The organism is Adhaeribacter aquaticus DSM 16391, assembly GCF_000473365.1.
Classification (GTDB): domain Bacteria; phylum Bacteroidota; class Bacteroidia; order Cytophagales; family Hymenobacteraceae; genus Adhaeribacter; species Adhaeribacter aquaticus.
The window spans coordinates 27,628-52,725 of record NZ_AXBK01000001.1 but is presented as its reverse complement, the minus strand read 5'-3'; the positions used below and the strand labels follow the sequence as shown (position 1 = coordinate 52,725).

30 protein-coding genes and 1 pseudogene are annotated in these 25,098 nt (G+C 40.3%); 20 read left to right on the top strand and 11 right to left on the bottom strand.

Annotated elements, in window-relative coordinates:
- Positions 1–17 precede the first annotated feature (17 nt).
- Complete coding sequence (locus tag ADHAQ_RS0100330; RefSeq protein ID WP_026461243.1) at positions 18–317, bottom strand: MerR family transcriptional regulator; 300 nt, start codon at positions 315–317, stop codon at positions 18–20.
- Positions 318–817: 500 nt separating this feature from the next.
- Between ADHAQ_RS0100330 and ADHAQ_RS0100325 the strand changes: the two genes are divergently transcribed.
- On the top strand, positions 818–1,078 hold the full coding sequence (locus ADHAQ_RS0100325) for a hypothetical protein (RefSeq protein ID WP_026461242.1): 261 nt from the start codon (positions 818–820) through the stop codon (positions 1,076–1,078).
- A gap of 1 nt (position 1,079) precedes the next feature.
- Here the strand turns inward: ADHAQ_RS0100325 and ADHAQ_RS24005 are convergent, their stop codons facing one another.
- Positions 1,080–1,409: a serine integrase family protein gene (locus ADHAQ_RS24005; RefSeq protein WP_051359603.1), complete on the bottom strand. Its 330-nt coding sequence runs from the start codon at positions 1,407–1,409 to the stop codon at positions 1,080–1,082.
- 662 nt (positions 1,410–2,071) lie between these two features.
- Between ADHAQ_RS24005 and ADHAQ_RS26970 the strand changes: the two genes are divergently transcribed.
- A complete protein-coding gene (locus ADHAQ_RS26970; protein WP_051359602.1) occupies positions 2,072–2,869 on the top strand; it encodes a hypothetical protein in 798 nt (265 codons plus the stop codon).
- Between the two features lie 501 nt (positions 2,870–3,370).
- Here ADHAQ_RS26970 and ADHAQ_RS0100305 read toward each other — a convergent pair.
- The 4 genes from ADHAQ_RS0100305 to ADHAQ_RS23995 form a co-directional block, all read right to left on the bottom strand.
- Entirely contained in the window at positions 3,371–3,562 is a 192-nt protein-coding gene (locus ADHAQ_RS0100305; RefSeq protein WP_026461241.1) for a hypothetical protein, read from the bottom strand.
- A gap of 226 nt (positions 3,563–3,788) precedes the next feature.
- Positions 3,789–4,046, bottom strand: coding sequence for a hypothetical protein (locus ADHAQ_RS0100300; RefSeq protein WP_026461240.1), 258 nt, complete (start codon positions 4,044–4,046; stop codon positions 3,789–3,791).
- Between the two features lie 139 nt (positions 4,047–4,185).
- On the bottom strand, positions 4,186–4,560 hold the full coding sequence (locus tag ADHAQ_RS0100295) for a hypothetical protein (protein ID WP_026461239.1): 375 nt from the start codon (positions 4,558–4,560) through the stop codon (positions 4,186–4,188).
- A gap of 357 nt (positions 4,561–4,917) precedes the next feature.
- Positions 4,918–5,328 (bottom strand): T9SS type A sorting domain-containing protein, encoded by a 411-nt coding sequence (locus ADHAQ_RS23995; RefSeq protein WP_051359601.1) that lies wholly within the window; start codon positions 5,326–5,328, stop codon positions 4,918–4,920.
- 590 nt (positions 5,329–5,918) lie between these two features.
- Here ADHAQ_RS23995 and ADHAQ_RS0100280 point away from each other — a divergent pair.
- The 8 genes from ADHAQ_RS0100280 to ADHAQ_RS26965 all read left to right on the top strand — a co-directional run bounded on the left by ADHAQ_RS0100280 (position 5,919) and on the right by ADHAQ_RS26965 (position 9,620).
- Complete coding sequence (locus ADHAQ_RS0100280; protein ID WP_157433296.1) at positions 5,919–6,212, top strand: hypothetical protein; 294 nt, start codon at positions 5,919–5,921, stop codon at positions 6,210–6,212.
- A 32-nt stretch (positions 6,213–6,244) separates the two neighbouring features.
- On the top strand, positions 6,245–6,496 hold the full coding sequence (locus tag ADHAQ_RS0100275; protein ID WP_026461237.1) for a hypothetical protein: 252 nt from the start codon (positions 6,245–6,247) through the stop codon (positions 6,494–6,496).
- A gap of 6 nt (positions 6,497–6,502) precedes the next feature.
- Positions 6,503–6,634: a hypothetical protein gene (locus ADHAQ_RS28770; RefSeq protein WP_281172300.1), complete on the top strand. Its 132-nt coding sequence runs from the start codon at positions 6,503–6,505 to the stop codon at positions 6,632–6,634.
- Positions 6,635–6,721: 87 nt separating this feature from the next.
- A complete protein-coding gene (locus tag ADHAQ_RS0100265) occupies positions 6,722–6,922 on the top strand; it encodes a hypothetical protein (protein WP_169727968.1) in 201 nt (66 codons plus the stop codon).
- Positions 6,923–7,132: 210 nt separating this feature from the next.
- Positions 7,133–7,312 (top strand): hypothetical protein, encoded by a 180-nt coding sequence (locus tag ADHAQ_RS0100260; RefSeq protein WP_026461235.1) that lies wholly within the window; start codon positions 7,133–7,135, stop codon positions 7,310–7,312.
- A 247-nt stretch (positions 7,313–7,559) separates the two neighbouring features.
- Positions 7,560–8,141: a hypothetical protein gene (locus ADHAQ_RS0100255; RefSeq protein ID WP_026461234.1), complete on the top strand. Its 582-nt coding sequence runs from the start codon at positions 7,560–7,562 to the stop codon at positions 8,139–8,141.
- Positions 8,142–8,219: 78 nt separating this feature from the next.
- The gene (locus ADHAQ_RS0100250; protein ID WP_026461233.1) at positions 8,220–8,405 is read left to right on the top strand and encodes a hypothetical protein; all 186 of its coding nucleotides are present in this window, start codon (positions 8,220–8,222) and stop codon (positions 8,403–8,405) included.
- Positions 8,406–9,437: 1,032 nt separating this feature from the next.
- Positions 9,438–9,620, top strand: coding sequence for a hypothetical protein (locus tag ADHAQ_RS26965; protein WP_026461232.1), 183 nt, complete (start codon positions 9,438–9,440; stop codon positions 9,618–9,620).
- Between the two features lie 482 nt (positions 9,621–10,102).
- On the opposite strand, the gene ADHAQ_RS0100225 is transcribed toward ADHAQ_RS26965, so the two are convergent.
- Entirely contained in the window at positions 10,103–11,146 is a 1,044-nt protein-coding gene (locus ADHAQ_RS0100225; RefSeq protein ID WP_026461231.1) for a replication initiation protein, read from the bottom strand.
- Positions 11,147–11,747: 601 nt separating this feature from the next.
- Between ADHAQ_RS0100225 and ADHAQ_RS28280 the strand changes: the two genes are divergently transcribed.
- From ADHAQ_RS28280 to ADHAQ_RS0100195, 5 genes are all read left to right on the top strand, one after another.
- Positions 11,748–11,894, top strand: coding sequence for a hypothetical protein (locus ADHAQ_RS28280; RefSeq protein ID WP_169727967.1), 147 nt, complete (start codon positions 11,748–11,750; stop codon positions 11,892–11,894).
- A 184-nt stretch (positions 11,895–12,078) separates the two neighbouring features.
- Complete coding sequence (locus tag ADHAQ_RS0100215) at positions 12,079–12,315, top strand: hypothetical protein (protein ID WP_026461230.1); 237 nt, start codon at positions 12,079–12,081, stop codon at positions 12,313–12,315.
- Positions 12,316–12,739: 424 nt separating this feature from the next.
- Positions 12,740–13,525 (top strand): ParA family protein, encoded by a 786-nt coding sequence (locus ADHAQ_RS0100205; protein WP_026461229.1) that lies wholly within the window; start codon positions 12,740–12,742, stop codon positions 13,523–13,525.
- Positions 13,518–13,865, top strand: coding sequence for a hypothetical protein (locus tag ADHAQ_RS0100200; RefSeq protein ID WP_026461228.1), 348 nt, complete (start codon positions 13,518–13,520; stop codon positions 13,863–13,865). The genes ADHAQ_RS0100205 and ADHAQ_RS0100200 overlap by 8 nt, the downstream gene beginning before the upstream one ends.
- Positions 13,866–15,720: 1,855 nt before the next feature.
- Positions 15,721–16,086: a hypothetical protein gene (locus ADHAQ_RS0100195; RefSeq protein ID WP_026461227.1), complete on the top strand. Its 366-nt coding sequence runs from the start codon at positions 15,721–15,723 to the stop codon at positions 16,084–16,086.
- A 165-nt stretch (positions 16,087–16,251) separates the two neighbouring features.
- On the opposite strand, the gene ADHAQ_RS28975 is transcribed toward ADHAQ_RS0100195, so the two are convergent.
- Positions 16,252–16,527, bottom strand: a complete 276-nt coding sequence (locus ADHAQ_RS28975; protein ID WP_425393672.1) for a DDE-type integrase/transposase/recombinase — start codon at positions 16,525–16,527, stop codon at positions 16,252–16,254.
- 345 nt (positions 16,528–16,872) lie between these two features.
- Between ADHAQ_RS28975 and ADHAQ_RS0100185 the strand changes: the two genes are divergently transcribed.
- From ADHAQ_RS0100185 to ADHAQ_RS0100165, 5 genes and pseudogenes are all read left to right on the top strand, one after another.
- A complete protein-coding gene (locus ADHAQ_RS0100185; RefSeq protein ID WP_026461226.1) occupies positions 16,873–17,763 on the top strand; it encodes an ATP-binding protein in 891 nt (296 codons plus the stop codon).
- Positions 17,741–18,742 carry a DUF3871 family protein gene (locus ADHAQ_RS0100180; RefSeq protein ID WP_026461225.1) on the top strand — a complete coding sequence of 334 codons (1,002 nt, stop codon included), beginning with the start codon at positions 17,741–17,743 and terminating at the stop codon, positions 18,740–18,742. Before ADHAQ_RS0100185 ends, ADHAQ_RS0100180 begins: the two co-directional genes overlap by 23 nt.
- Positions 18,743–18,818: 76 nt before the next feature.
- Positions 18,819–19,277: pseudogene (locus tag ADHAQ_RS28570) on the top strand (JAB domain-containing protein).
- A gap of 229 nt (positions 19,278–19,506) precedes the next feature.
- Positions 19,507–19,962, top strand: a complete 456-nt coding sequence (locus tag ADHAQ_RS0100170) for a LexA family protein (RefSeq protein WP_034256384.1) — start codon at positions 19,507–19,509, stop codon at positions 19,960–19,962.
- A gap of 4 nt (positions 19,963–19,966) precedes the next feature.
- The gene (locus tag ADHAQ_RS0100165) at positions 19,967–21,241 is read left to right on the top strand and encodes a Y-family DNA polymerase (protein ID WP_026461223.1); all 1,275 of its coding nucleotides are present in this window, start codon (positions 19,967–19,969) and stop codon (positions 21,239–21,241) included.
- Between the two features lie 96 nt (positions 21,242–21,337).
- Here ADHAQ_RS0100165 and ADHAQ_RS0100160 read toward each other — a convergent pair whose 3' ends face one another.
- The 3 genes from ADHAQ_RS0100160 to ADHAQ_RS27745 all read right to left on the bottom strand — a co-directional run bounded on the left by ADHAQ_RS0100160 (position 21,338) and on the right by ADHAQ_RS27745 (position 24,813).
- Positions 21,338–22,234: a helix-turn-helix domain-containing protein gene (locus tag ADHAQ_RS0100160; RefSeq protein ID WP_026461222.1), complete on the bottom strand. Its 897-nt coding sequence runs from the start codon at positions 22,232–22,234 to the stop codon at positions 21,338–21,340.
- 68 nt (positions 22,235–22,302) lie between these two features.
- The gene (locus tag ADHAQ_RS0100155; RefSeq protein ID WP_026461221.1) at positions 22,303–23,307 is read right to left on the bottom strand and encodes an aldo/keto reductase; all 1,005 of its coding nucleotides are present in this window, start codon (positions 23,305–23,307) and stop codon (positions 22,303–22,305) included.
- Positions 23,308–23,665: 358 nt separating this feature from the next.
- Positions 23,666–24,813 (bottom strand): IS3 family transposase gene (locus ADHAQ_RS27745; RefSeq protein ID WP_157433295.1). Its coding sequence is split into 2 segments (ribosomal slippage): positions 23,666–24,561 and positions 24,561–24,813, totalling 1,149 coding nucleotides; the frame shifts between segments, so codons are not numbered across the junction.
- Between the last annotated feature and the right edge of the window lie 285 nt (positions 24,814–25,098).

Here is a 25,098-nt window from a genome sequence, read left to right as displayed (position 1 = left end):
TGTTGCTTTATAGGATGTTATAATACTTTTTTACATGCACGAAAACACTTCCGTATTGCCTCTTCTGTAATCAAGTACCCACTAGATTCGCCACCATCAACATGGCCAAATTTTCCCATTTTTAGTAGATCGTAAACAGTAGGCATACTTTTTCGTTTTAGTCTTACTGCCGCCTCCTGTGCGGTATAGACTTTACTTAAAGCTTCCTGACGAGCTTTCTCCACGCCGTAAGCTTCGGCCATCTTTTGTAATAAGAATATTTCCTGGCCTTCGGTTAACTGGGAATTGATCGGCTGATCTGGGAGGTTTAAAGACAATATTATACTTGTTAATTAGATTTAGTCATCTAAGTTTAAAAATTACCTCTATAAAATAGATCGACCTTTCTCCTAATTCAGAAACTGCTTTTAACCAGTTGCAAGGTAAATAATATTCAAATAGTATAATATTAATTAAATAGTAGTTTAGAGAATAATATAATAAATCTTATAGGCCGTTAATTCTTAGAATATTTAAATAACTACTTTAAAAGTTCAATTTTATTTAAAATAATAAGTCTATAACTTTGTTTAAGTTAATTATTACTAACAAATAAATATATGGAAGATTTAGATTTATCACTTATTGTTTGCCTTTTAGCTATCCTATTTTGTATTATATCCATTTTCGTTTTGTTAATTAGATCTATTAAAAATACAATATATAAAATGCGTTTAATGCATGGAAGCAGAAGTAAATGGAAATTGACTCTTAATTAATATTTGTTTCTGGGTTCACAAGCCAGCAAGTATAAAATTTGTGCCTTCAAATTTATTTAATGGAAAAGAAGTTAATTAAACCTTGGTTTTCTCGCTTTAATACAGTTAACAAAGGTATTTTAAGAATTTTGGCTATCATATTAGTTGGCGGCGCATTTTATTGCAGCATAATGGGTGGTAACGCTGGTTCTAATACTGACTACCAATTTCTGATAGGAATAACCTTTGGAGGAGCTTTTTACTTCGGCACTGTATTATCTTTTAGGTTGATTCTTTGGATAATAGATGGGTTCAAGGATAATAAAACAGCTAAGGAATAATCTATTTATAAGCTTGCAGCCGTTCATAAATCCGTTGCACTTGCGTAGCCTGGAACTTACCACCCCGCGAAGCTTTGAAGCCGGCAGCATTTAGATTTTCTGCTATCTTCAACCAGGTTAAACCCTGTTCCTTGTAAACCTGGATAAGAGCCGCCGCTCGTTTGTTGTTTTCGTTCGTAGCCGCTTTGCTTCTGAGTACTTGCACCGCCAATGCCTGGGCCTTATCGGTTAAGTTTTCCGGCTTACCTAATTTAAAGCCCTGGGCTTTCTTAGCCTGGAGAGCTGCTTTGGTCCAGCTGCTGATTAATCCGTATATTATGTTATATTTCAAAGGTTGATATGGATCCAAATGTATTCAGGATGCACTACAAATGCACCGCTAATGTATTTTTGACCTATTAAAAAACGAATGTATCGATGGCTTTAGAAGCGAAAGAAAATAAGAAACCAGGAAGGCCCGCCACCATGCAGCCACTATCACCAGGAGGTCCGATTTACACAGATAAATAAGCCGCCAATTTATTAGGCTGTAAACTTCGCATACTCTAGGAGAAATTCAGGACCGGCGAAATAACCGGCTATAAGAAGTTTGGGTAAGTGGTATACGTTGCACCCCGAGATTATCCGGTATTTAAAAAATAATAAATATATATACAATTATATAAGCATTCGTATAATTATTTCGTAGTAATTATATTACTGTATGCTTTGCTTATACTTATTATATTTTATTATTAAAATACAAGAAGAGAGGTTACAAAAAGTATAGAACACTAGGAAAAGAATTTCATTCATATCTACTATTATATTAAATATTGGGTGATCTATGGCTTTTGCTAAATATTAAGAAAGGGGAAGAGGGCATTTTTTGTGCTGGCAGTAGCTCATTGAATTGGCAAAGTCGGGCTCCATTTATAAGGCTAGTATCCGGAGCAAAGTTTCTTTATTCGCTGGGTTTGCGTAATGAATAAAATATAGAATTGAGGTTAAATCATGATAGACAAACGGATTAAAGAATGCTTTGAGAAGGTGGAAGAAAACTTAGATAACAAACAGGTAGAGTTCGCCGATATTAGTTCCCTTGTCAAATTCATTGTAAGTGCATTCATTATATCCAGTATCACTTTAGCAATAATTTTATTTTTCTTAAATATAGAAACCTTTTTTTGGTTTACTAAAGAAGATGGCATTGTAGAATATTCTACCGCACTGTTTTTAATGGTTATTATGTTTCTAAACCTTTTTAAGGCTTTACAATCAAAAGATAGATGCCATATTGCCTTTAGTGCTGTTTGTGCTATGATTTTCTTTTTTGGTTTTGGTGAAGAAATATCTTGGGGGCAAAGAATATTTCAGTTTAATACACCAGAAGAATTGATGAGAATAAATGAGCAGCAAGAGTTTACTTTACATAATCTGAATTTGTATGGTATAAGCTTTAAAAAGGTGTTATTCAGAACAGTATTAAACAGCGTATTTTTATTTTATTTTATAGGTTTCCCTTTTTTTTACAGGAGAACAGCTTGGGTCAACACTCAAGTTGGTAAGTGGGGTATACCTATTCCTACTTCTAGCCAAGCAATACTCTTCATTATTGCATTCTTAAGCCCTATGCTAATTAATGAAGGGAAAAAATGGGAGTTAGTTGAACTAGCGATTTCAGGTTGTTTATTTTTAACCTTTTTATACCCTTACAATAAACAATTGGTATTTAACAAAAGTATCATGCTACCCTATTTGAAAAGTTTACCCGGCCCCGCCAAACCGGTATTAAAGGAGAACCTTCCGTAGTTTTGAGCATGTCTATCTTTAAAACCATTGTGGAATGGCCCCAGGGGAAAATATGGTTTGAAATTTAGGAGAACAAAGGCACTACCTTTAACATTGAGATGCCTAAACCTTAATAATTAGAATAAATACCTATTTGTGGCTCATAAGTATAGCTATGATAATCAGCTAACCTCTATAATGCCAGAATCTAATTTTTTAGGTTCCTTTTCCCCGGATGAAGAAAATGCCGCTACATTTGAGCAAATTAAACTGATAAAGGCAAGAGCTAATCGGCCGGCCAGGAAACAATAAAACCATGATAAGGATTATCAGCCTATCCTAAATGAATAAAGGCAACTAAGGGGCGGATCTTACGTTAAATAAGGTAGGTTACAAGTTAATAAGGATTATAGTATTTAACCTCTTAAAAGGCTGCTGTTGAGTGGCCTTTTTTGTTATCTCTTATTGTGATACAAATGGGCAAAATCTTCATTCAAATCTTCTCCTAAACAGGACGTTTCTTTATTGCTTAATTGATTCGTTTGATTCTTTAATCCTCAACTTCAGTATTTCTCTTTCAAACTTCACTATTAGTTGTATAAGTTCTTTCCTTTCCTGGGCTTCCAGGGTATTGGGAGCAGCAGCAAAGATTTCTTCCAATCTTTTGGCAGCATGTTGATATTCAACTTCAGAACCTAGCGCTAAATAGTTCATGGTTGTAAATTTAACAACAAGCTCCTTATACGCTAATCTTGAAGGTTATTTGTACTGAATTTTTGAGGTGGATTACTTAAGAATTATTACCTAATAATCTATGAAGCAAAAAGCCACTGGTAAGAGTGGCTTCGAGTATCTTTTCTTAGATTAATTTATAGGACCTGTATCTACTTTAGCTTTCTCCTAATTTTGTGATTAACAGTTCCGCTATGATGGATTCTTTTTAGCTTTTTACAGATCGCAACCAATTAATAGCCTCTGGTTCGGATAGAAAAAATTTACTCTGGACGGGATCATGCTGTAGGGCTGTGGCTAACTTTGTCAATAGACCTTCTTTTTCCAGCAAGTTATAGTAGGTTGGAGTAACCAGATATGCCAGATAATAATTTTTATTTACCTGATTGAACAGGAATGGTAGGAATTCCTGAAAGTACCAGTCATGATCTTCTTTTTCGCTCCTGCCTCTCCCTCTTACGTCCATTAAGATGCAACAACTTTGTTGCTGCAAAAAGAAGTCGAATATTTGGTAATTTTATGCACCTTAGGAAGCCTGGATTTAGAAGCGAAAAAACAAAAAAAGCCAGTGCAAAGCTGGCTTTAGGAATTAGGCTATGAAAGGTTTACTCAACTGCTAATAGGTTAGCCTGTTTAGAAGCTAAATAAACGGTAAAGGTTTTCTTTTGTGAGTCGTTCAACAAAGCCATTACTTTGACTGCGTAAGCATCCTGTACCTGCTGAGATAGGATGCTAAGATCACTAGCATCAGTAGCAGTTTGTTTAGCTAATTGTAAGTCAACTAACTCTGCTTCGGTTAATTTCTTGATCTGGATATATTCAAATTCATTGAAGCGGAGCAGTTCCTGTAATTGACGAACTTCTAATCTTACTTCTTGATCTAACGAAGCATCAAAACGTTTGGAATCGATAGAGCCTTTTGCAAATCCTACAGTTGAAAGTACCAGTGTAAGAGCTAAGAGTAGTAAGTGCTTTTTCATATTCTTTATGCTTTTGAATTCCTGCTGTGCTTATTTGATATTCAAAAGTACTTTATAGAATATAGCCTACGGCTATATTTAGCTTAACCTATACTAACTTTCGTTAAACACCCCTTTTTACTCGATGAACAGTTTTTAGAAGTTAAACTATAGTCTATAAGGAGCCTTGGAACAACTAGACTTTAGGGTTCAATGAGATTGTTTTTGCTGTTTACGTTTTCTACCGTACATCATGGCTTTTTTTGCCTTGGCAGCTCTGATTTCTTTTATGCCTATAAAGGCAACGCCCCCAAGGGAAAGTACTATCAAAGCTATGCTAATCAGGTCCAATGAATCTATATATAATAGGCTATAATATTAGTTTTTCAGGAATCTGTTAGTTTGGTTAAAGTTTTCTCCTTCAACAATCAGCACATAAGCGCCATTAGTTAAGCTTTGCACATCCAAAGTAGCTACTTGCCCGGCCGAGATAGTTTGGTTTTTCAGGATAGCACCCGTTAAAGAGGCTACTTTTATAGAGTAAGTTCCGGGAATAAAAGCAGTCAGATCAATGTTTAAGCTGCTGGAAGCTGGGTTTGGATAAAGAGCTACTTTTACCAGGTTGAAGTTATCTGCTTTTACAGCAACTATTTTGCTGTACTCGCTTTTACCGTTAAAATCTACCTGTTTCAGACGGTAGTAGTAAGTGCCACCAGTTACGCTTCTATCAGTAAAGCTGTAAGTTTGCTTTTGATTAGTGGTACCATTTCCTTTTACTGTACCTATCATAGTGAAAGCTTTTCCATCCTGGCTCTTTTCAACCTGGAAGTACCCGTTGTTTTCTTCTGTAGCGGCTAGTATAGAATCCTAGAGCACTCTAATAGAAACACCCCCGGTCATATATAAAGCACCCCCCTGCTCAAAAAAATGGGTATCACCACTATGCGGTGTACCACACCTACTGACCTCCCCCCATCAGAATATTCTCCAAACTAAAACACTTTGCGGTTCCCACTATTTTGCCCTTCATACTTTTTCAGTCTTGCTCTAAGTGTTGGGTAGGCAATAAGTGTTCCATGCAATCCAATGAACACAGGATAAGTGTGTACTTAAATCAATGCAACTCATGAGGGGCGTTACCCTGCGGGTAGCCACTTCTATTCCCCTGTCTTTCGGGTATATTCTTGGATTTGTGATTCCTTGTGTATTATACCTGTAGTAAACAATAGTACGAGAGATTCTTGCTTAGTGTGAGCTACTGTAAGTACTGGTGTATCCTGCCTTACTCCTGCCAATACCCATTGAATTATTCCAAGATAGGCTTGCAGCTTTCCCCTCCATACTATTTTGAATTAATAACTGATTTAATAAGTGTTTATATGAATACATTAGAATTAAACTACCGTGCCGAGTCAGCCAAAGTAGTTGTAGAGCAAGCGATCTTACGCAAGCTAGCTGACTATTACATGAGCAAGTTACAATTCACTAAAGCTCATGAGTTACTTGAACAGGTAGTACACCTGCATGAAGTATTAGAAGTAATGCAACAGGAGTACCAGTTACAAGTGATACTTGATGAGCTGGAGCAACAGCATAATGTGGAGCAAGAGATTGGCTTCGCTACTTATGCTAATTGCAATGAGCCTGAATACTGGTTAGACCTGCCATTCTAGCCTTGCAGTTTTCCCCTTCATATAATTTTGATATGGATAATACAGATATAAATACTGTTCCCGCTACCGATGAGCGGGACATTCCAAACCAAAACACCGAAGAACTTTTCGGTATTGCTCAAAGCATTCATTTAATTGCTCCCGATGAGAAAGTAGAGGACTGGTTAAATGAACGCCAAGCTATTCTAAATGCGCTTTATTCCTGTGGTTGTGGTGGCTGTCTGACCTGCGAGTTTGAAGGCCATCCTGATACCTTAAAATTCGTAACCGTAAAACGTTATTAAGGGATTATGGCAAAAAAGATCAGGGAACAGCGTAAGCACTCCGTTGAAGATGTTTTTAATGTTTGGTTTCAGGAAATTAGAGATATGGTTATGGGCTTAATAATTAATAACCCTAATTACGTTACCGGTTATTACTAAAGTAGTTCCAAACCTACGGATGAACTGATTAGCAACCTGAAAACCATTGCCCACAGCATTAATGATCGGGCAACCCATTTAGAAAGTGTGATTGTGAGCTTTGCCGGATTTGAAAACCCCAACTTTCCGGCGGTATCGGAATATGCAACTTTAATGAACATTGAACCTGATCAAGCCAACCTGTTATTCTATGCCATTGAGCATACCATTCAGGCGATTCCAATAGAAGAGTTTGATAGCCGTTTATTCCTGCAAAAAATACTGGCACGAGTAAGCAAGAGCCTGTAATGGCAATAGAGCGTCATTACAGGCTCTTTGCTGTGAAAGCCTATGTTTACTACAACAAGAGCAGAAGTGCGCTGTAATGCGCTAATTTTAGCCTTATCTGGCTTTATTAGTAGGTATAGGCTTACCTGTGTGCGGTAAACGTGAATTTTTCCCCTCCATTTGATTTTAGGTTTAATTATTCGCGCCAGTTCCCCCCCTTTCCCAAACCAAATGAAAAACGCAGTATTATGTGCAGTTATCGGGATGATGACTGTATCCATTCTCGTGCTTTTGGCTATCCTGCTGGATAACCCTGTAGCGAATTCTTTTATTTCCTTAGCTCTTTTCGCCGGTAGTTATATGCTAGCGGATAAGCTGAAGAATATTACCATTAGCTACGAGAAGCGATAACCTAAAAAGGAGCCTGAGGGCTTCATTTTTTTCCTAAACCCTGATATGAAGCAATACCTGTTAATCCTGTTAGCCCTGCTGATCGTGTTCAGCTCGTGCCTAAGTTCCTGCTCCCAAAGAGCTGTTTGCCCGGCTTATCAAGCAGTCTGAAACACTAGGCAACCCCATTACGTGCATCTTTCCCCTTCATTAATTATTGAATTTAACTTATAAAACCTTATAAACTAACCCTTTAAATTTTAACAATATGCAAAATACAGTAACTACCGCCGCACAGTCTATTTCTTTAGCAGAAGATTTAAAAATCCAGTATCCTTCTCTGAATGATGAGAAAATATTGCGTTATGTAAATGCTATCGAACGCGCCGAGAATTTCCCTGTATTTACCGATGGTACTACGCCTATTCCGGTTGCCGTTGGCCATATAACCCATTATACTGATGCAGCCGGTAATGAGCGGGTAATGATAAACCTTGCTGCTAAAACCCTGAAATGCTACGGCGAGAGCCGTGCCAATGAACGTCGTATGCCAATGGCAAACGCCTCTATTTCCCAACCTGCGGAATGGAAATGCAAATGGCAACAAGGCGACTACGTGGTTGCTTTCATTCAGGACGCCGAAGTAAAAAAACTCCTGCCTTCCACAACCTTAAATGGCCGTTTAGTTACCTCTGGCAACCGCGAAGTAGCCGCAGTTGCGGCGCAGGCCCTTCACGGCGATCAGGTCATGAACGTTGATCCGGAAACCGGCGAAGCAACACCAGCTAAAGCCCCTAAAGCATCTAAAGTATCCGTTGCTGATGCACCGGAGGATGATTTACCATTCTAATTTGCCTGTTTTTTTTTTGGCCGCTATTCCCCAGGAATAGCGGCCTTTTTTTTTCAATCTAAAATTAGCTTTTCAGCCATGCAAAACCCAAATGTAAAAACTGTTTCGGAATTAAAATCTTCCTTCCTTGAAGTGAACCCTTCAGAAGTTCACCGGACTATGGCACACATGAAGTTACCCCAAAAGACTGCCATGCTGTGCATCTACAAGGGCGAACTGCTCACCTATGCGCAAGCCATTGATATGCGCGAAGGTGAGCGGTAACGCTCACTTTGATTTGGAAACTTTGAGTTTCCATTTTGGAAACTCAAATGATTACTCTGTATGCAAGTGCATTGGTATACCCGTCAGGGTATGCCTTTGCGTTTCTTACAGGGTTCTCTGGATTGTTCCCTAATCCGAAATCAAATTCCGAAATCGAAATCGAAATCAACCTGCTGAACAGTTTTTTTTTTTGTACCTAAAAAAAAAGAAGCCTAAGAAAAAAACAGAGCCCAAAGCGTTTGCCGGTACCTATCCAATTTACATTGGCCAAAAGCTAAAGCCGTTGGAATTGCTAACTACCTTAGCTTCGTAGCCACTACCCGACTGTTAGGTACGGTCTGATGCTTAGGCTCTGATTTTTTTTTAAGCCTTTTTTTTTGAGAATAGAATCGGCCAATCCAAAAGCCATTTTGATACCTGAAAAAAAAAAATTTACCCCTGAAAAAACCCCTAAAATTCCCCTAATTAAGAATACTAAGAAGTAAACGTAGATAACTCGCTGATACTCAGTATACCATTTTATACGAATCGTATAATCAAATTATACGATTCGTATAATTTAAAATATAATATGAATACATTTGCCCAACTCTAGTTTAAGCCAAGTCGTAGCGGTTAAAACGCATGAATTTTAACCCCCTTAAAACTTGCTTATGAGTATTCCAGATCAAACGCCAGAAATTCCAATGAAGCAAAAAAAATTAGCATCTGCCCCGGTAGAAGATATTCCCGTGATGGAAACCATTACGGAACCAGCTCTTCGATTATGAATTTGGTGGATACGGCCACAGGTGAAACAGTAGGTCACAACATACTTGTCAAATAAATCAAGGTAGACGAACAAAAGTTTGCTAAACTTTACCTCTCCCATTTTGATATGTTTTGGGAACTGCCCAAGTCGGCTGTCCGGTTCTTTGGCTATGTGATGAAGCAATAAAGCTCCAAAAAGACACCTTCGAGTTTTCGCTGAAGGAAGCCATAGCTTACACCCGGTTCAAAACGCCCAAATAAATCTATGATGGCATTGCCGCCTTGCTCGAAGCAAGTATCATTGCCCGTGGCCCAGATGAATATGTGTACTTCATTAACCCATTGGTTTTCTTTAATGGTGACCGGGTTACCTACGTGGAAGAATACATCAAAGTAAAAGCTGAAGAAGAAACTAGAAGGTTGCAGATACCAGTTGATCCCAACCAGATATCACTTGGGTTATGATTCATAAAATCACGTAGATAACTACCCTATTACCCTTGATGCGATTGTCGGCTCTCTTGCCAGCCACTCCAGTTTAAACGTTTACAAGGACACCGAGGTAGATAAGATTGCCTATATAGCCTCCTTTTCACGTAAGGATTAACAAAAATGGGATGATATGAGGAGTTACTTCTGTTAAATGTGAGAAATAATGAGTCAAAGTACAGAAGTAAATTACACCATTTCCCATCACCCACATTTTGCAGCAGTGGAGAAGTTAGTGGCTTGCGGCTAACTCAGGAGTCAAATATCTTCTTCTGCTCCTTCATTGAAAAATGAGTATAAATTTTTCAACTATGAGAAAAACTAAGTCAGCTAGTAATAAATAAAAGGGGATTCATAAGGTTGTTAAATTTCCAATTTATTATAATAACTAGAGGATTCGATACAATTAAAAAATTTGATGTAATAGACCAACTAAATACAGTTAAAAGTGAGAAATACTAAGTTAAACCGAATTTCTTCTTAAAGATACCGTAGGCGTATGCAGACTTATTTTTAATTGGTTTGCCTAAATTGTTGTAGTCTGTCGTTTTTACTTCATAAATGACTTTATGAATCTCTTTCAGGTTACCTTTATGTAAAATCTGCCGAATTTGGAAATCTGTAAAGCCTAATGTCGATAGTTGGCCATAAACCAATGCTTCCTTTTCACTTAGTTCTTCTCCTTTTTCAGGCGCTTCTTTTACCGTAAGTACCTTTTTGCCACGTGTTAGCACAAACTTAATGGCCGTTACCTTTCTGCCGGTTTTAATGGGAGTAAAGGTAAAATCTATATCGGTGGTAGCAATTTCTTTTTGCGCAGGCTCCAGAATCCAACGCCGCATATCGGAGTACTTTGGGTAAATATGGTAGTCTAACTTCTTGCCTTTACTCAGCTTTTCGGTATAGTCCAGGCATAATTTAAACCGAAACTCATCTATACTCATAACGCGGTGGCCCGCTTTAGGATTATCAAACTGCTTCAGTAGCATATAAATCCGCGAGGTATAGCTGCTGCTGAATTTAATGCATTGTTTCAGCTGGGCTTGTGTAAACTGGTTTTTCAGCTGAAGTAAATGAGGTTTCATATCCGGATGGGGGATTAACTTAACAATCCCTTGCTTTTTGTAGTAGGTAGCGTCCGAAATCAAGTGAGCAAATCTCTCTTTTAGCGGTTCCTCTTCCCAGGTAACCACATGGCTCATTAGGCTTTTAATGTTTTTGCTGACTTCTTCGTACAGGTGGCTCCCGGATTTAAGATCACTTATTTCAATGATGTCCTGAACGCGGATATAATACTCTTTAAACTCAGTATCGTTTTCCTCTATTTGTGCCAGCATGGCGAAGATCAGCCGCCATTCCACATAATTAAGCCTAAATTGCCCATTTAGCAGGATATTGGAGATAACTACCAACGCATTTGGCTTCAGGTGCGGAACCTCACTGGCGGGGTAAATTACACCATTGGGTCCAAGGCTAAACATGGATAGTTGCTCATTTTCCATAGCCTAAAGTACGTACCTGCCGACCTAAAAGCAAACGACACTTAGTATTTCTCATAGTTGGCCTATGTGTGCGAAGCCGGATCTCCCGATCCTTTCGTTTTTTCGTTTTCTGGCTTATCCACATTAATTGATCCCTCCGTAGCTACCTATTAAAATACGTATATTTTAAATATATTTTTAAATCCTATATAGTGTAATAACCTTAAGGCGAGAATTACTAAGTCAAATCTGTTTTATTATGAGAATTACTAAGTCATTTATTAGGAGAATTACTCAGTGACTAAGAGAACTACTAAGTAGGTTAAAATTATGCCGCAGTAAGCTTATTTTGACTTAGTATCTCTCTCCTTTTATTGCTTCTCTAAATAAATTTTGATTAAAGTCATTTCGGCTCAATTGGTCTTTTTTATTTGACTTCAATTCTGTTTCTATGCCCAGTTGAAATGCCCCTATAACCCTAAAACTAATAAGTAATCCCATGAAATGCAATGAATGTAATTCCATAACCATTAACGGGTTAATCTGTCATAAGCGGAAATGCCTCAATACTAACAAAATTAAGATAAAGAAGAACAGAATTGGGCAGAACTCAACTAAGACGATGAAAATATTGGCGACCGCTGCCTGGTGTGCTACAAAGAGCTTATTAATAGTCTTCTGCTTTCCTGAAATAGATGTTCATGAATATAAAGGCGACCCGTTTTTAACTACTAAATCCACTACAAAGAAAGTCCGAAAATCGGATTAACTCCGGAGCTGAAATGATGTAATCAACCTAGCCGCATTTACTTCGGGGTTACACAGATGTCCCGCAGGATCTACAATAGATGACTGAGCTGGCAGAATTCTTTATTTGGCGAACGATTTAGTTTGAGCATTTCTTAGCCAGATAACGGTAAATAGTTGTTTTGTGAAGACTCCCCTACTACCTAATGAGGTATTGGCTAGTTGGCCATAGCTTTCCAAAAAGAGCAGATTTTTTAAAAATTATCTCAAGTACTTTCCCCGCAAACCTGTTATTTGCCTATCTGCAAACCGGCTCCTTTATAATCCTTTGGTACGATAAAGCGCAAATCCGGAACTGGCCAGGCAATGGGGTTCAGCTTTGGGTTCCTGCTATGCTGTATCATTTGCATAATGATTACCTGCATGTATATGCTACCGATTAAACCGGCAGGCCTAATAGCAAAACAAAATGTTTTATTCTGGATCGTGTACATTGCCGCTCAACGGGTTATTTGGGTAACACCAGGTTTAACCGGGAGTCCCCTCCTACTCCATTGATATGGAGGAATGGATTAATGCTTCTGACTAAGTGACTTTTCAGGTCTGACTAAAAAATTCAACCTGTTTAAATTACAAGAGAATTGCCAGGCGGAGGAAATCCCTGACCGGTAAATTCCACCATATTTATGAAAGGATTTAATAACAGTAAAACATTTTTACTGCCTAACTGCAAAATTGTTTTACTGTTATACAGTTTTTCAATTTAACGGTAAAACATTTTTACAATTTTACATTTGTACGCTATAATCGTTTTAGTATATTGCGCTCAAATCGTTTTACAGTTAAACGGTTTAAACAGCAATCCAAATGTCCAAAATTTTTACAATCGCTCAAAACAAAGGTGGAGTAGGCAAGTCCACTACCACCGCATATTTAGGTTCTGCGCTTTCCCGCCTGAATAAAACTGTGCTTTTGGTTGACCTTGATGCCCAATCAAACCTGACCGGCTGCTTTTCCAGTATAATCTACAACCAGGATGAGAACCAGGGAGAAACTAAGCCGGTTCATATCGGCAAGGTATTGACTGGCGAGGCTAACATTGGTGATGTTGTCCGAAAGATAAACGATAATCTTTTTATCATACCATCCGGAAAAGATTTGCTTCAGTATGAGGAAGCCATTTCAAACAAAGCCAGAAGGGAAGATATTCTTAAAAAGAAAATAAAAACCATTGCCGACGAATACGATTATATTCTTATTGACACGCCTCCCCATTTAGGTCTGACAACCAACAATGCTTTGTATGCTTCGGATTTTTACCTGATTCCTATGCAGACAGAATCATTTTCGTTTGATGGTATTGATACGCTCATTGGACATGCCAATTCAGTTGCAGAAGATACCGGCTTACGGCTCGGCGGCACTATTTTAACCCGCTACAATGAAAAGAAAAAGGGCAAAGCTTTACAGGCTATTGCCAATGCTATTAAGAACGATGAGGAATTTAAAACATTCAAGACCTACATCCGGGAGAATAGTAAGATTTATGAAGCGCAGTTAAAGCACAAGGATCTTTTCGTGTATGCTCCGGATAGCAATGCTGCGGAAGATTATAATAATTTAGCAACTGAATTTATTGAGCGATATGGCTAAGAAAGACGACGACTTTTCGGCTGATTTAAGGAGAAACAATAAGCCTACCAATAAGCCGCAGGAAACAAGTAAACCTGTGGATGAAAATGACTTTTCGGCTCATCTGGTAATGAAGAATAAGCCTGTTGAAGGAAATACTCATAATTACCGCACTACCGGCGACAAAGGCCGCAGAAAGACAATTACAGGATTTTCATTGGACCCCATGCTGGAAGATAAGCTGGAACGGGATTCTTACTGGAACCGTAAAGCGAAATCCGCTATCATAAATGACTTGTTGCGAGCCTATTATGAAGGCAAGAACTTCGATGAAATTCCACCGGAGCACCGCAAGAAGTAACTGTTTTACCGTTTTACACCTTAACGGTTTTACAGTTATACGTTTTTGCATTTCAACGTTTTAACAATTTTACATTTTAACGTTTAGGCTGTATATCATTTATACAGCCTTTTTTATACCCCAAACCTTTGCTGACATTTTAAGAAGGAAAACATCAGCTCAGCATTCCCCGGTATTTTACATATATTGTTAAAAGGATAAAACACCTGTTGAGGAAGCAAGGTAAACAACGAGGTAATGGGTAGCAGGGAGTTTGCTGAGTAAAAGAAATCTGGTAAATATTTGTTACCTATAAAATAGTAGACCGATTTTATAATGAGCTAGAAAGCGTATGGGATCCTGCTGAATGCTGTTGCTTAAAATTGCATATTTCATCCAGAAACCTTAACCATTACCAGCTTAACCAATTAGGGGTACAAAAAATGCTGGGAAGATACTTGCGTCTTCATCAGGCAGACATCACAAAGGTAGAATCACCATAAATTTATGAAATATTTAAATTTTATGGCTGGTTGTTAAGTCTTGGCGCAAGGATGTTTATTGGTTTACTAGTTTGCCGTAGACGGAAATCAAAGATAATATAAGAAACTCTAACAGATATCCTCCTCACAGTGCTTAACTTGAAGCAACATAACGTAAGCGTGATATTAGCCGGAATTGAAAATTAAGTAATTCCAGATGACCTTTCCTCACCCGTTGTATACATGGAGCTTCGTCTCTCTTAATAAAAAAAAGGCATCAGCATAACATGGAGAATAGAAACCGGGAAGAATTCTGTATCTAGTACGGAACAGTTGCTTTACTTCCCCTAAACTAGATTGCCGCTCCCTCCTTATGTGCCTGCTGAACCATAAAGCTAACTTAAAAGAGCCTCTAAGACAGTTGAGCCAGACATTTTTAATGTAAAACTGTTATACAGTTTTACATTAAACACTAAAACACTATAACAATATAATTGTATAACACTTTTACGCTTTTTCACTTTAACATTTATTCATTTTTACATTTTTACATTTATATTCTAAGCCTAGAAGATACTTAATAAATTATTATTTGTTAGATCCAGTCCATCCGATAACAATTAAGGCGGTAGGAGCAGGGGGTACCAGATCACAGGTTACTCCCAATTGCCACAAATAAATTATGCGCTCCAGAAAATGGAGCATACAAATTTAAGTTAACAGTTTCAGTTGTCGACCAGACGCGCTAAGCAAATATAGGACGGTAGTTGTTTTAAAATCAGAGATAGGGGAGGGGAGGGCAACTTTACTGGAGAGCCAAATAAATCGCTTCTTTTGCTGTTTCTAGATAAATCTACCATTTCATCTTGATGATAAATGGTTTAATAAGTCAAATGATGTTACTAATATTTTGATTACCTGCATGGATACAGTCCAGGCCTGCAAGGAACGCTTTATCCTATTTTGCCATCCTGCAAAGGAAACTAAACAACATGTGCATCGGCAACTATTTTACTAGCTGGACTTTGGCAATACCCGCAATACCAGACAGATTGTTTCCAATATCGTTTAGAATAATACTCAGCCAATAGGGGAGGAGTTCGATACCAGTAAACGGGTGCCTAATGTTTTTAAATTGTACCCTTTTAGCCAGAGCCAGTAAACTACCCCTGCTGAAGAACCATACTGCTCTATATTGGAAGCCCTAGCAAGGCAGGAATCATATTTTTATACTCTTCTGGTGTCTTTGCGCATAATATTAATGCGATTCTGGTAAAGAGAAAGCATAACCAAGATTTAAGTCGAAATCATGAACAAGCTATGCACTAACAGGTAGGAGTAGACTAATCTGTTATTAATATAAAATTATTTAAAATTTTTAGCTACAAGAAACTATGAATCTATCATCGCCTCATAATAGGGGAGTAGTGGCAAGCACGCCATTCTTTTTTTTAATTACCGCAAAAGGTTATAGTTCACGAACGGGTGACATTCCCGTTCGTGAACTACAGGTAGCCACGAAGATTAGTTTTAGCGGGCTAATCACAGAAATTGGTCCTAATGGAGTTCCCATGGAAACCGCTGCGGCTTATATGATAAAATCTCTAGGCAAAAAAGAGGAAATGCTAATCACGAGCAACGAGTTGTTCCCGATTATTTCCCATGTTCCGGATGGCCTGCCAACATTAAAACTCAAGTTCAATTTTTTAAGTGCAGCGGCTGTCCATGAGTATGCCTTATATAAGATTCATCTTAATTAAGTAACCTATGAGCATTGACGAAGTCTTGTATAGCGCTTCCAGTGGATGGGGTATTTACAATCATTATTTTTTAAGCTCCTAAATTCAAATTTAGACTGAGCTCCTCCCATTCTTAGGACCATTTATCAATATCCTCTAATGCCCACACTTCCGGCGTTATATCACCTAATGAGCTGTGGGCCCGGAAAAGCCTATTGTTAATTTATTTTCATAAGACCACTTGTCCAGTGTCTTCGAGATAAACTCGCTACCGTTATCCACCTGTATACGCTTGGGCAATTTTTTGGTGTCTGGCCTGATACGCTCCAAAGCAGCTACCACATCTTCTCCCTTCAATTTTTGTCCTACTATGATGCCTGGGCACTGGCGGCTGTAATTATCAACTATAGTTAAACACCGGAATTTGCGGCCATCAAAAAGCTGATCAGTTGCAAAATCTATGCTCCAGCATTCAAGCGTTGGGCGCGGCAGCCTTGTTACGCCTTGGCCGCTTTGTCCTCAGGTGCAGGACTTCTTCTTGGTAGAGGCGATGCACACGTTTATGGTTGTCATGAAATGATTTGTGCCTCAGTAAAATTTGATTTCTTCATGGCAATCTATTTTTCGTTAGTACGACTAATTGCCCGTTTCCTCTACTTTACAGCTGTCCGATTTTTCGGGAGGAGGTCACGGTGCTCTCTTTATTCTCCCATAGTATAAACAATAGTACGAGAGACTGACTCCTACATCTTCCCCTCTCTGCGCTTTTGATTTTTACTCTTTTCAAATCCATAAACCATACTTAATATGCAACTACAAACCGCTAAACGGACGCAGGCTAAGATACGCCTGTGCCTGCAGGGACCTTCGGGTTCCGGTAAAACTTACAGTGCCTTACTGGTCGCCCATGGGCTCTGTGGTGACTGGTCCAAAGTAGCCGTCATTGATACAGAAAATGGCTCTGCTTCCTTATATGCTCACCTGGGAGAATATAAGGTGTTAACCCTTAATGCTCCCTTCTCCCCGGAAAGCTATGCTGAAGCTTTACAGGTTTGTGAAAGTGCCGGTATGGAAGTGATTATTATTGATAGCATTTCCTTTGAGTGGGAGTTTCTGCTCGATTACCATGGCAGCTTAACAGGCAACAGCTTTACGAACTGGGCAAAAGTTACTCCTCGTCATAACCGGTTCGTGCAGGCGATGCTGCAATCACCTTGTCACATCATAGCCACCGCCCGTACCAAACAGGATTATTTACTAACCGAAAAGAACGGCCGTACGGTGCCAGAGAAAGTGGGCCTTAAATCGGTGCAGCGGGATGGTATAGAATACGAGTTTACACTGGTGTTTGACCTGGATATGAAAAATCATGCGCTGACTTCCAAGGACCGCACCAGCCTGTTCCAAGGCAAACCGGAGCATAAGCTGAGCCAAGAGACTGGCAAGCAGATCCTGCAATGGTGTCAAAGTGCCCTTCCTGTCACTCTAGGAGATGATGCCCATATCCAGAGCCTTATTAGTCAATGCGCCAGCCTGGAGGAGCTAATGGCTATTTACAGCCAGTGCACGAAAGAGCAACAGAAAATTCTTCTAAAGGACTTTCAGCAGCAAAAGCTACTAATTCAAAAATCAACCTTACTAACCGATCAACTTCTTAACCAAACCATCAACAACAATGGAAACACTACTAACGCTTAATCCTGTTAATCAAAACAGAACTGCATTATCAAATAACACTAAAGAGCTGGACGGACAATCCAGCTCTCGTGCTTTTATAGAGGCCAACACTACTGCTATGTCTTTCCCTGAGATCAGGCAGGAGCATATCATTCCCGTCTTTGTTAAAGACAATGAACCACTGATCAGCCAGTCTGATTTCATCCTGGCTACCCAAGAAGCGGTAACGGATCTATTCCGGGGAGAGCTAATCTTACAACCTCAGATCAGGGTAAGCCACCCGATCAAAGGCCGGGTTCCGGATGCCAGGAATAAACCGGCTAACCAGTTAGAAGATTGGGAAAAGACGATCTACTATGAACGCATGATGTTCTGCATCGAGATACCTACCATCATGGATGATATAGATGGGAATACCCTTACGCTAATGGTAGGTGGGGTGAAAGCTTATAACCAAGATAACCTCTATAACAAGAAAGGAGCCATGGAGCACTTCAAGCTTTTTATTGGCTTTAAGAACCTGGTGTGTACCAATCTTTGTGTACGTACGGATGGGTTAATGACAGATTTAAAGGTGACCGATTTAAATCAGCTTAGTACTGCCATCTATCGTTTACTCGATGGCTATGACCAGCACCAACACTTAAGGCAAATGCAGCAGCTCACAGAGCATTCCATAACCGAGCAGCAGTTTGCGCATCTGTTGGGACGTTGCCGGATGTACAACTATTTGCCGTCCGAAGAGAAGAAGCATATCCCTACTTTGCTTTATGGGGATTCCCAACTTAACTCGGTTTGCCAGGACTACTACAAAGATGTAAGTTTCTGCCGGCAGGAAGATGGAAACATTAATCTGTGGCGCTTATACAACTTGTTTACCGGAGCCAATAAGTCTACTTACATTGACCAGTTCCTGGATCGATCTGTGAATGCACTAGATTTTGCAACCCAGGTACAGCTGGCTCTGGACGGAGGAAAAACCAGCTGGTTTCTTAATTAAAACAATTCAAATCATTACTCATTGCCCATCCTCTTAAAAGCAGGATGGGCATTTTTATTTAAATAGAATCATCAAAATGGAAAAGAAAAACAATACGGTGCGGGAAATCCGCCTGCAATATAAATCAAAACTAAAGCGGATAAACAAACCAGCTGTTACCTCGGCAGAAGGTGCCTATCAGGTTCTCATGGATCATTATGATCTAGATTATTTAGCTATCCGGGAGGAGATGCTGGTACTTTACCTGAACAATGCCAACCAGGTACTAGGGGTTTACAAAGGTTTTAGCGGGGGAATGACAGCAGCCGTAGTAGACATCCGGTTGATTCTGGCAGTAGCTTTATAAGGTTTAAGTACCGGCATCATTATTTCCCATAACCATCCCTCCGGAACACTTGCTCCTTCTGAAGCCGATAAGAAGCTAACGGAACAATTGAGAAAAGCTGCTGAGTTATTTAATATTAAAGTACTGGATCATGTCATTGTTACTCCCTATGATTCCTTCTTTAGCTTTGCGGAGCAGGGTTTATTGTAAAGCAATATTTTAATCCTTAGTACTATTCTTCCTTGGTTCTTTTTAAGGTTTTCTGTCCATAACAGTAAAACCTTTTTTTACCATATACATCGAGTCTGCTTCTACCCGAAGGTGCTTTGTATTTTAGTAAAACTATTATTGTTAGCAACTATGTGCACAAATAGTAGTTATTAACGTTGTACCCAAATGTTTTTATCACGTATTTGCTAAATATTTTAGCATACGCACTATGAAAAACGTTCCATTACTGTTACCCGATGCTTCTTATGTGGAGCTGCTGACGGTAGAATTAGACCAATCACTCTACCTACCCGTTTATGCCTCTCATATCTCGGCGGGTTTTCCCAGCCCGGCTGAAGACTACGTAGAACTGCGGGTTAACATTTCGGAATTCGTTACGGATAATCCTACCAGCACCTTCTTTGTGCGGGTACACGGCGACAGCATGCAGGACGCTCATATTGTAGACGGCTCTATTCTGGCAGTGGATCGCTCCCTCAAACCAACCTCAGGAGATATTATTGTAGCGGTGATAAACAACGAGTTTACCGTTAAGCGGCTCTTCCTGAAAGGCAAGTCAATTCTGCTGGTACCGGAGAACCGGAAATACCAGGCATTGGAGATTACCGAAGAAATGAACTTCCAGGTGTGGGGCAAAGTAGTAACGGTGTTGCATAAGTTATAAGGACATGACCAGCTTATTTGCCTTAGTAGACTGCAACAACTTCTACGCCTCCTGTGAACGCTTATTCCGACCAGGGCTTAATGGCAAACCCGTGGTGGTCCTGTCCAACAATGATGGCTGCGTGATTGCCCGCTCCCAGGAAGCCAAGGACCTCGGCATCAAAATGGGGGATCCTTTCTTTTTGATCAGGGAGGTAATTCAGCAGCACAATATTCATTATTTTAGCAGCAACTATGAACTCTATGGAGATATGAGCACTAGAGTAGTCGATACGCTGCGCACCTTTACGCCGCATGTAGAAGTCCACTCAGTAGATGAATCCTTTTTGGATTTAGGTGAGTTCAAATTCCTCGACCTGGAGGTTTATGCTCGCCATATCAAAGATACGGTTTACCAGAACCTGGGCTTACCGGTTTGTGTTGGGGTAGCACCTACCAAGACCTTAGCAAAAATAGCGAACCGGCTAGCCAAGAAATCCAAAAAAGCAGACGGATGCTTAATCCTGACAGATCCTTATCATATTGAGGAAGGATTGAAACGTACCGCTATTGAGGATGTTTGGGGAGTAGGCCGGCAATACGCCAAGTTTCTGAGCACCTACGGCATTACCACGGCTTATAAGCTCAAGCATACGACGGATGCCTGGATTAAAAAGCATTGCAGCGTGGTGATGCTCCGAACGGTCAAGGAACTGCGGGGAGAACCCTGCTCGGACCTGGAGATAAACCCGGCCCTAAAACAGAATATCTGCACCAGTCGTAGTTTTGGCAAACCAGTAGAAAGTTTCGAGGAGTTGCTGGAAGCCGCCAGCAGCTATGCGGCTAAGTGTGCGTTTAAATTACGGAAGCAAAAGAGCTGCGCCAAGGAAATAATGGTGTTTGTGATGACCAATCGTTTTGCCGATACCCCGCAATACACGAACTCCCGGAAGATCGTGCTGCCTACGGCTACCAACAGCGATCTGGAACTAATCCGCTATACGAAGCTGGCCCTGGAAAGCATTTACAAACCCGGGTACCAGTACAAGAAAACAGGCGTAATAGTAATGGATCTCATTCCCGATACGAATGTCCAGTTAAACCTTTTAGACTCTACGGATCATGGCAAGCAGCAATCGCTGATGCAGTTCCTGGATGATCTGACGGCGAAATTTGGAAAAGATACGGTGAAGGTGGCTTGCCAGGGAACGCAGCAAAAGAAAACATGGAACCTGAACCGGGATTATCTCTCGCCCTGCTATACTACCCGGTTACTAGATATCCTCACTATCCAGATCTAACCTTGATTGCCGCAGCATGAGGACTTTTGGGCAGGCCTGTGTCAGCCTGAGAATCTTAATATATTCATCGTTTTCTCCTGTATCCCAGATAAGTCTTCAATTAAACGTCTGCCGAAACTCCAGAGGGGACATGTTGGTCTTCCTCTTAAAAAGGGTACTAAACGATTGGGCATATTCGAAACCTAAGCCATAGGCAATTTCTCTAACGGACAAGGTTGTCGTAGATAACCTTTCTTTTGCTTGCTGGATTAATTTCTCGTGAATATGTTGTTGCGTGTTTTGCCCGGTATGCACCCGCAACATATCGCTCAGGTAATTAGGCGAAAGGTTCATTTGCTCGGCCACATACTGGACGGTTAACAATCCTTTTTCTGCAGGGCTACTGGCAGAAAAATATTGGTTAAGCAGATTCTCTAATTTCGTAAGGAGCTGGTGGTTGTTGTTTTTACGGGTAATAAACTGGCGTTCGTAAAACCGCTTGCCGTAGTTGAGCAGCAAATCTATCTGGGATAGAATAATATCCTGGGTATGCCTATCGATGTGCGCACATTCCTGGTTTATCTTTAGTAAAATGGTAATTAGGTCTTCTTCTTCGGCTTCGGAAAGGTGCAGGGCCTCGTTTACCGCGTAAGAAAAAAAGCCATATTGGTGAATGGTGTTGGCCAAGGAATGCTTCAACAGGAAATCCGGATGGAAGATGAGCAGGTAACCCGAGCCGCATTCCATATTTTGCAAATCTAATGATTGCACCTGATTAGGGGCCGTAAAGCTGAGTACGCCCTTATCGTAATCATAGTGCTGCTGCCCGTATTTTATTTTACCCTTCGCCTCCCGTTTTAAGGCCACGCAGTAAAACTGGTTTACAAAACCCTTCCATACCTCGTCTTCCAGGAAAGTACTTTCAGTTAGGTTAATAACACTTACCAAGGGGTGCCGCGGTGCCGGTAACGACAACAACCGATGAAATTCCGAAATAGAGTTAATGGCATTCATAATACAAGTTAGACCGTAAAAATTTAAAACGGCGGTACAGGGGAACCATACCGCCGCCAGGAAATAATTTAATCAATCAGCCCCATGCTGAATTCGTCGTACGGTTTACCGGTATCGGTACCCAAAGGTACGATGCTTTCCAACTTAGCTAAATCAACTTCGCTTAATTGAATGGTGGTAGCTGCTAGGTTCTCCTCGAGGTACTTGCGCCGTTTGGTGCCCGGAATGGGAACGAACCCTTTGCTCATGACCCAAGCTAATGCTAGCTGCGAAGAGGTTACTTGCTTTTCGGTGGCCATGGCTTCCAGGGCGTTTACCAACTCCAGGTTTTTATAGAAATGATCTTCCTGGAAACGGGGAATCCCCCTGCGGAAATCATTTTCCGGCAAATCACCGATGCTGCGGATTTGTCCGGATAGAAAGCCCCGACCCAAGGGCGAATAAGCTACGAAACCAATACCAAGTTCCTGTAAGGTCTGCAAAACGCCACGTTCCTCCACGGTACGCTCAAACAAAGAATATTCGCTTTGCACGGCCGTAATTGGGTGAACCGCATGAGCTCTTTTTACGGTTTCAGACGACACCTCTGATAACCCGATATAACCTACTTTGCCTTCTTTTACCAAATCGCTCATGGCTTGTACCGTTTCTTCGATAGGCGTGGTCTTATCGAGGCGGTGCATATAATATAAATCTACGTAATCGGTATTAAGGTTTTTAAGGGAACGCTCCAGGGCTTTTTTTACATAGTCTTTTTTACCATTAATAGCCCAGGTGACGCGGTCGTTATCATCTATTTCCCAGCCAAATTTAGTCGCAATCAGATAACTGTTCCGGTTGCCTTTAACTGCTTTGGCAATGAGCTGCTCATTTTTTAACGGGCCATAGAGATCGGCGGTGTCCAGAAAATTGCCGCCTAATTCGAGCGACCTGTGAATGGTAGCAATCGCCTCCTGTTCATCTGCTGAACCATAAATATTGCCGTCTTCAAAGCCCGTCATGCCCATACAACCTAAACCAATAACTGGCACCGTCAATCCCTGACTACCCAGTTTTATTTTCTTTATTTTCATAGCGTTAATCTTATAACCCAAAATTACCGGAACCGGTACGGGCGATTGTATGCAAAACCCCGAACCTTGTATGTAAATCGGAGGTAGCGGAAATCAAATCAACTTTTATATGGGCATCAGTAATTGTTAGCCAGGAGTTGAAAATCATATTAAACCAGCAGTAAGGGAGGGCTGCTGGAGGTGGCTCGGTTTATAGAGAAAGTGCCGTATGTAGTGGTAAAATAAGGAAATGGTGCAACATGCCCTAAAGTATGCTATTAAAGTATTGGAGATGCCGGAAAAGAATAAAGCTGTTCTGTAAGTACCCCCTTTTTCGGACAGCCTAAAGTAGACTTTTCTATCTTAACTACTACTATAATCAGGAAGTAGGAATGTGGTAAACTTTCGGCGGTGGGATAAGGTACCGGGGTAAGTTTTCCATATTTCCACTTTCATTTTTTGCTGGCCATTGGCTGGGAGTTAAGTTGCCTAATGCTTCATGCGGCCTTCTGGTATTATATTCTTCTACCCACTGCCCCGTTAATTGCCGGACTTCTTCCAGGTCAAAAAACAGATAAGCATCGAGTATCTCCCGGCGATAACTGCCGTTAAAGCGTTCAATATATCCATTCTGCATCGGTTTTCCGGGCTGGGTATATTGTATTTGAATTTCCTCCTTTTTACACCAACTACTGAAATCAGCACTGGTAAATTCCGGGCCATTATCTACCCGGATTGTCGCTGGCTTGCCGCGCCAGTCAATTAGTTGCTCCAAGGTGCGTACCACTCTTTTAGCTGTAATAGAAGTGGCAATTTCGATAACTAATGCTTCTCTATTACAATCATCTATAATGTTCAGTGTCCTGAATTTATTACCCGAAGCTAAGCTGTCACTCATGAAATCCATACTCCAGCTACTATTCAGCACTGCTTGCGCTTGCAATGGCTGCTTGACCCGGGCCGGCAATCTTCTTTTCCCCCTTTTCTTTTTGTTTAGCTTTAAGAGTTTATAAACCCGGTACACCCGCTTGTGATTCCACGTCTTGCCTGCCCTTTTCAGGTAGGCTAGCAGCTTACGAAACCCATAAACCGGATGCTTATCGGCTAATGCTTGTAATGCACTGATGACCTCGGTATCATCTTTACAGCTCTGATAATAAAACTGGGAACGGGCCAGGCTGCTTAACCCGCAAGCCCTGGTAACAGGTAAGCCATAGTCCGAAATTAATTCTTCAGCTAGTTGCTTTTTCCCCCAGGGCCCCAGCCTTTTTTTGTGATAACCTCTTTCAAAATGCTGTGGTCCAGGCTTAAATCAGCAAACATTTTCTTTAGCCGGGCATTCTCTTCTTCCAGTTCTTTCAGCCGCTTTACATCCGAGGCTTCTAATCCCCCATACCGGCTCTTCCATTTGTAAAACGTCGCCCGACTTATTTCCAGCTCACGACAAATGTCCTCGGTCTTCCGACCAGCTTCATTTTCTTTGATAGATTTTACTATCTGACTTTCACTAATTCTGCTCTTTTTCATCTTTTCTAGTTTAAAAATAAACACTTTTTGTCTACTTTTAAACTGTCTCGATTTTAGGGATACTTACAGTTCCACGCAACCAATCCATTAATCGAAGCCAACAAGGGCAGGAGCTTTAAATAATTATTTTTTAGTACATTCAGTTCCTTTAAACCTCAGCCAAAATATATCTAATAGAATTTATTAAGACGGATGCTCCGAAGGTAAGTGCTCCATATTTCGGTTCCTTGCTGGATCGTTAAGAATGGTACGCATGGTTTAGAGCCTTATTGAATGAGAAAGATT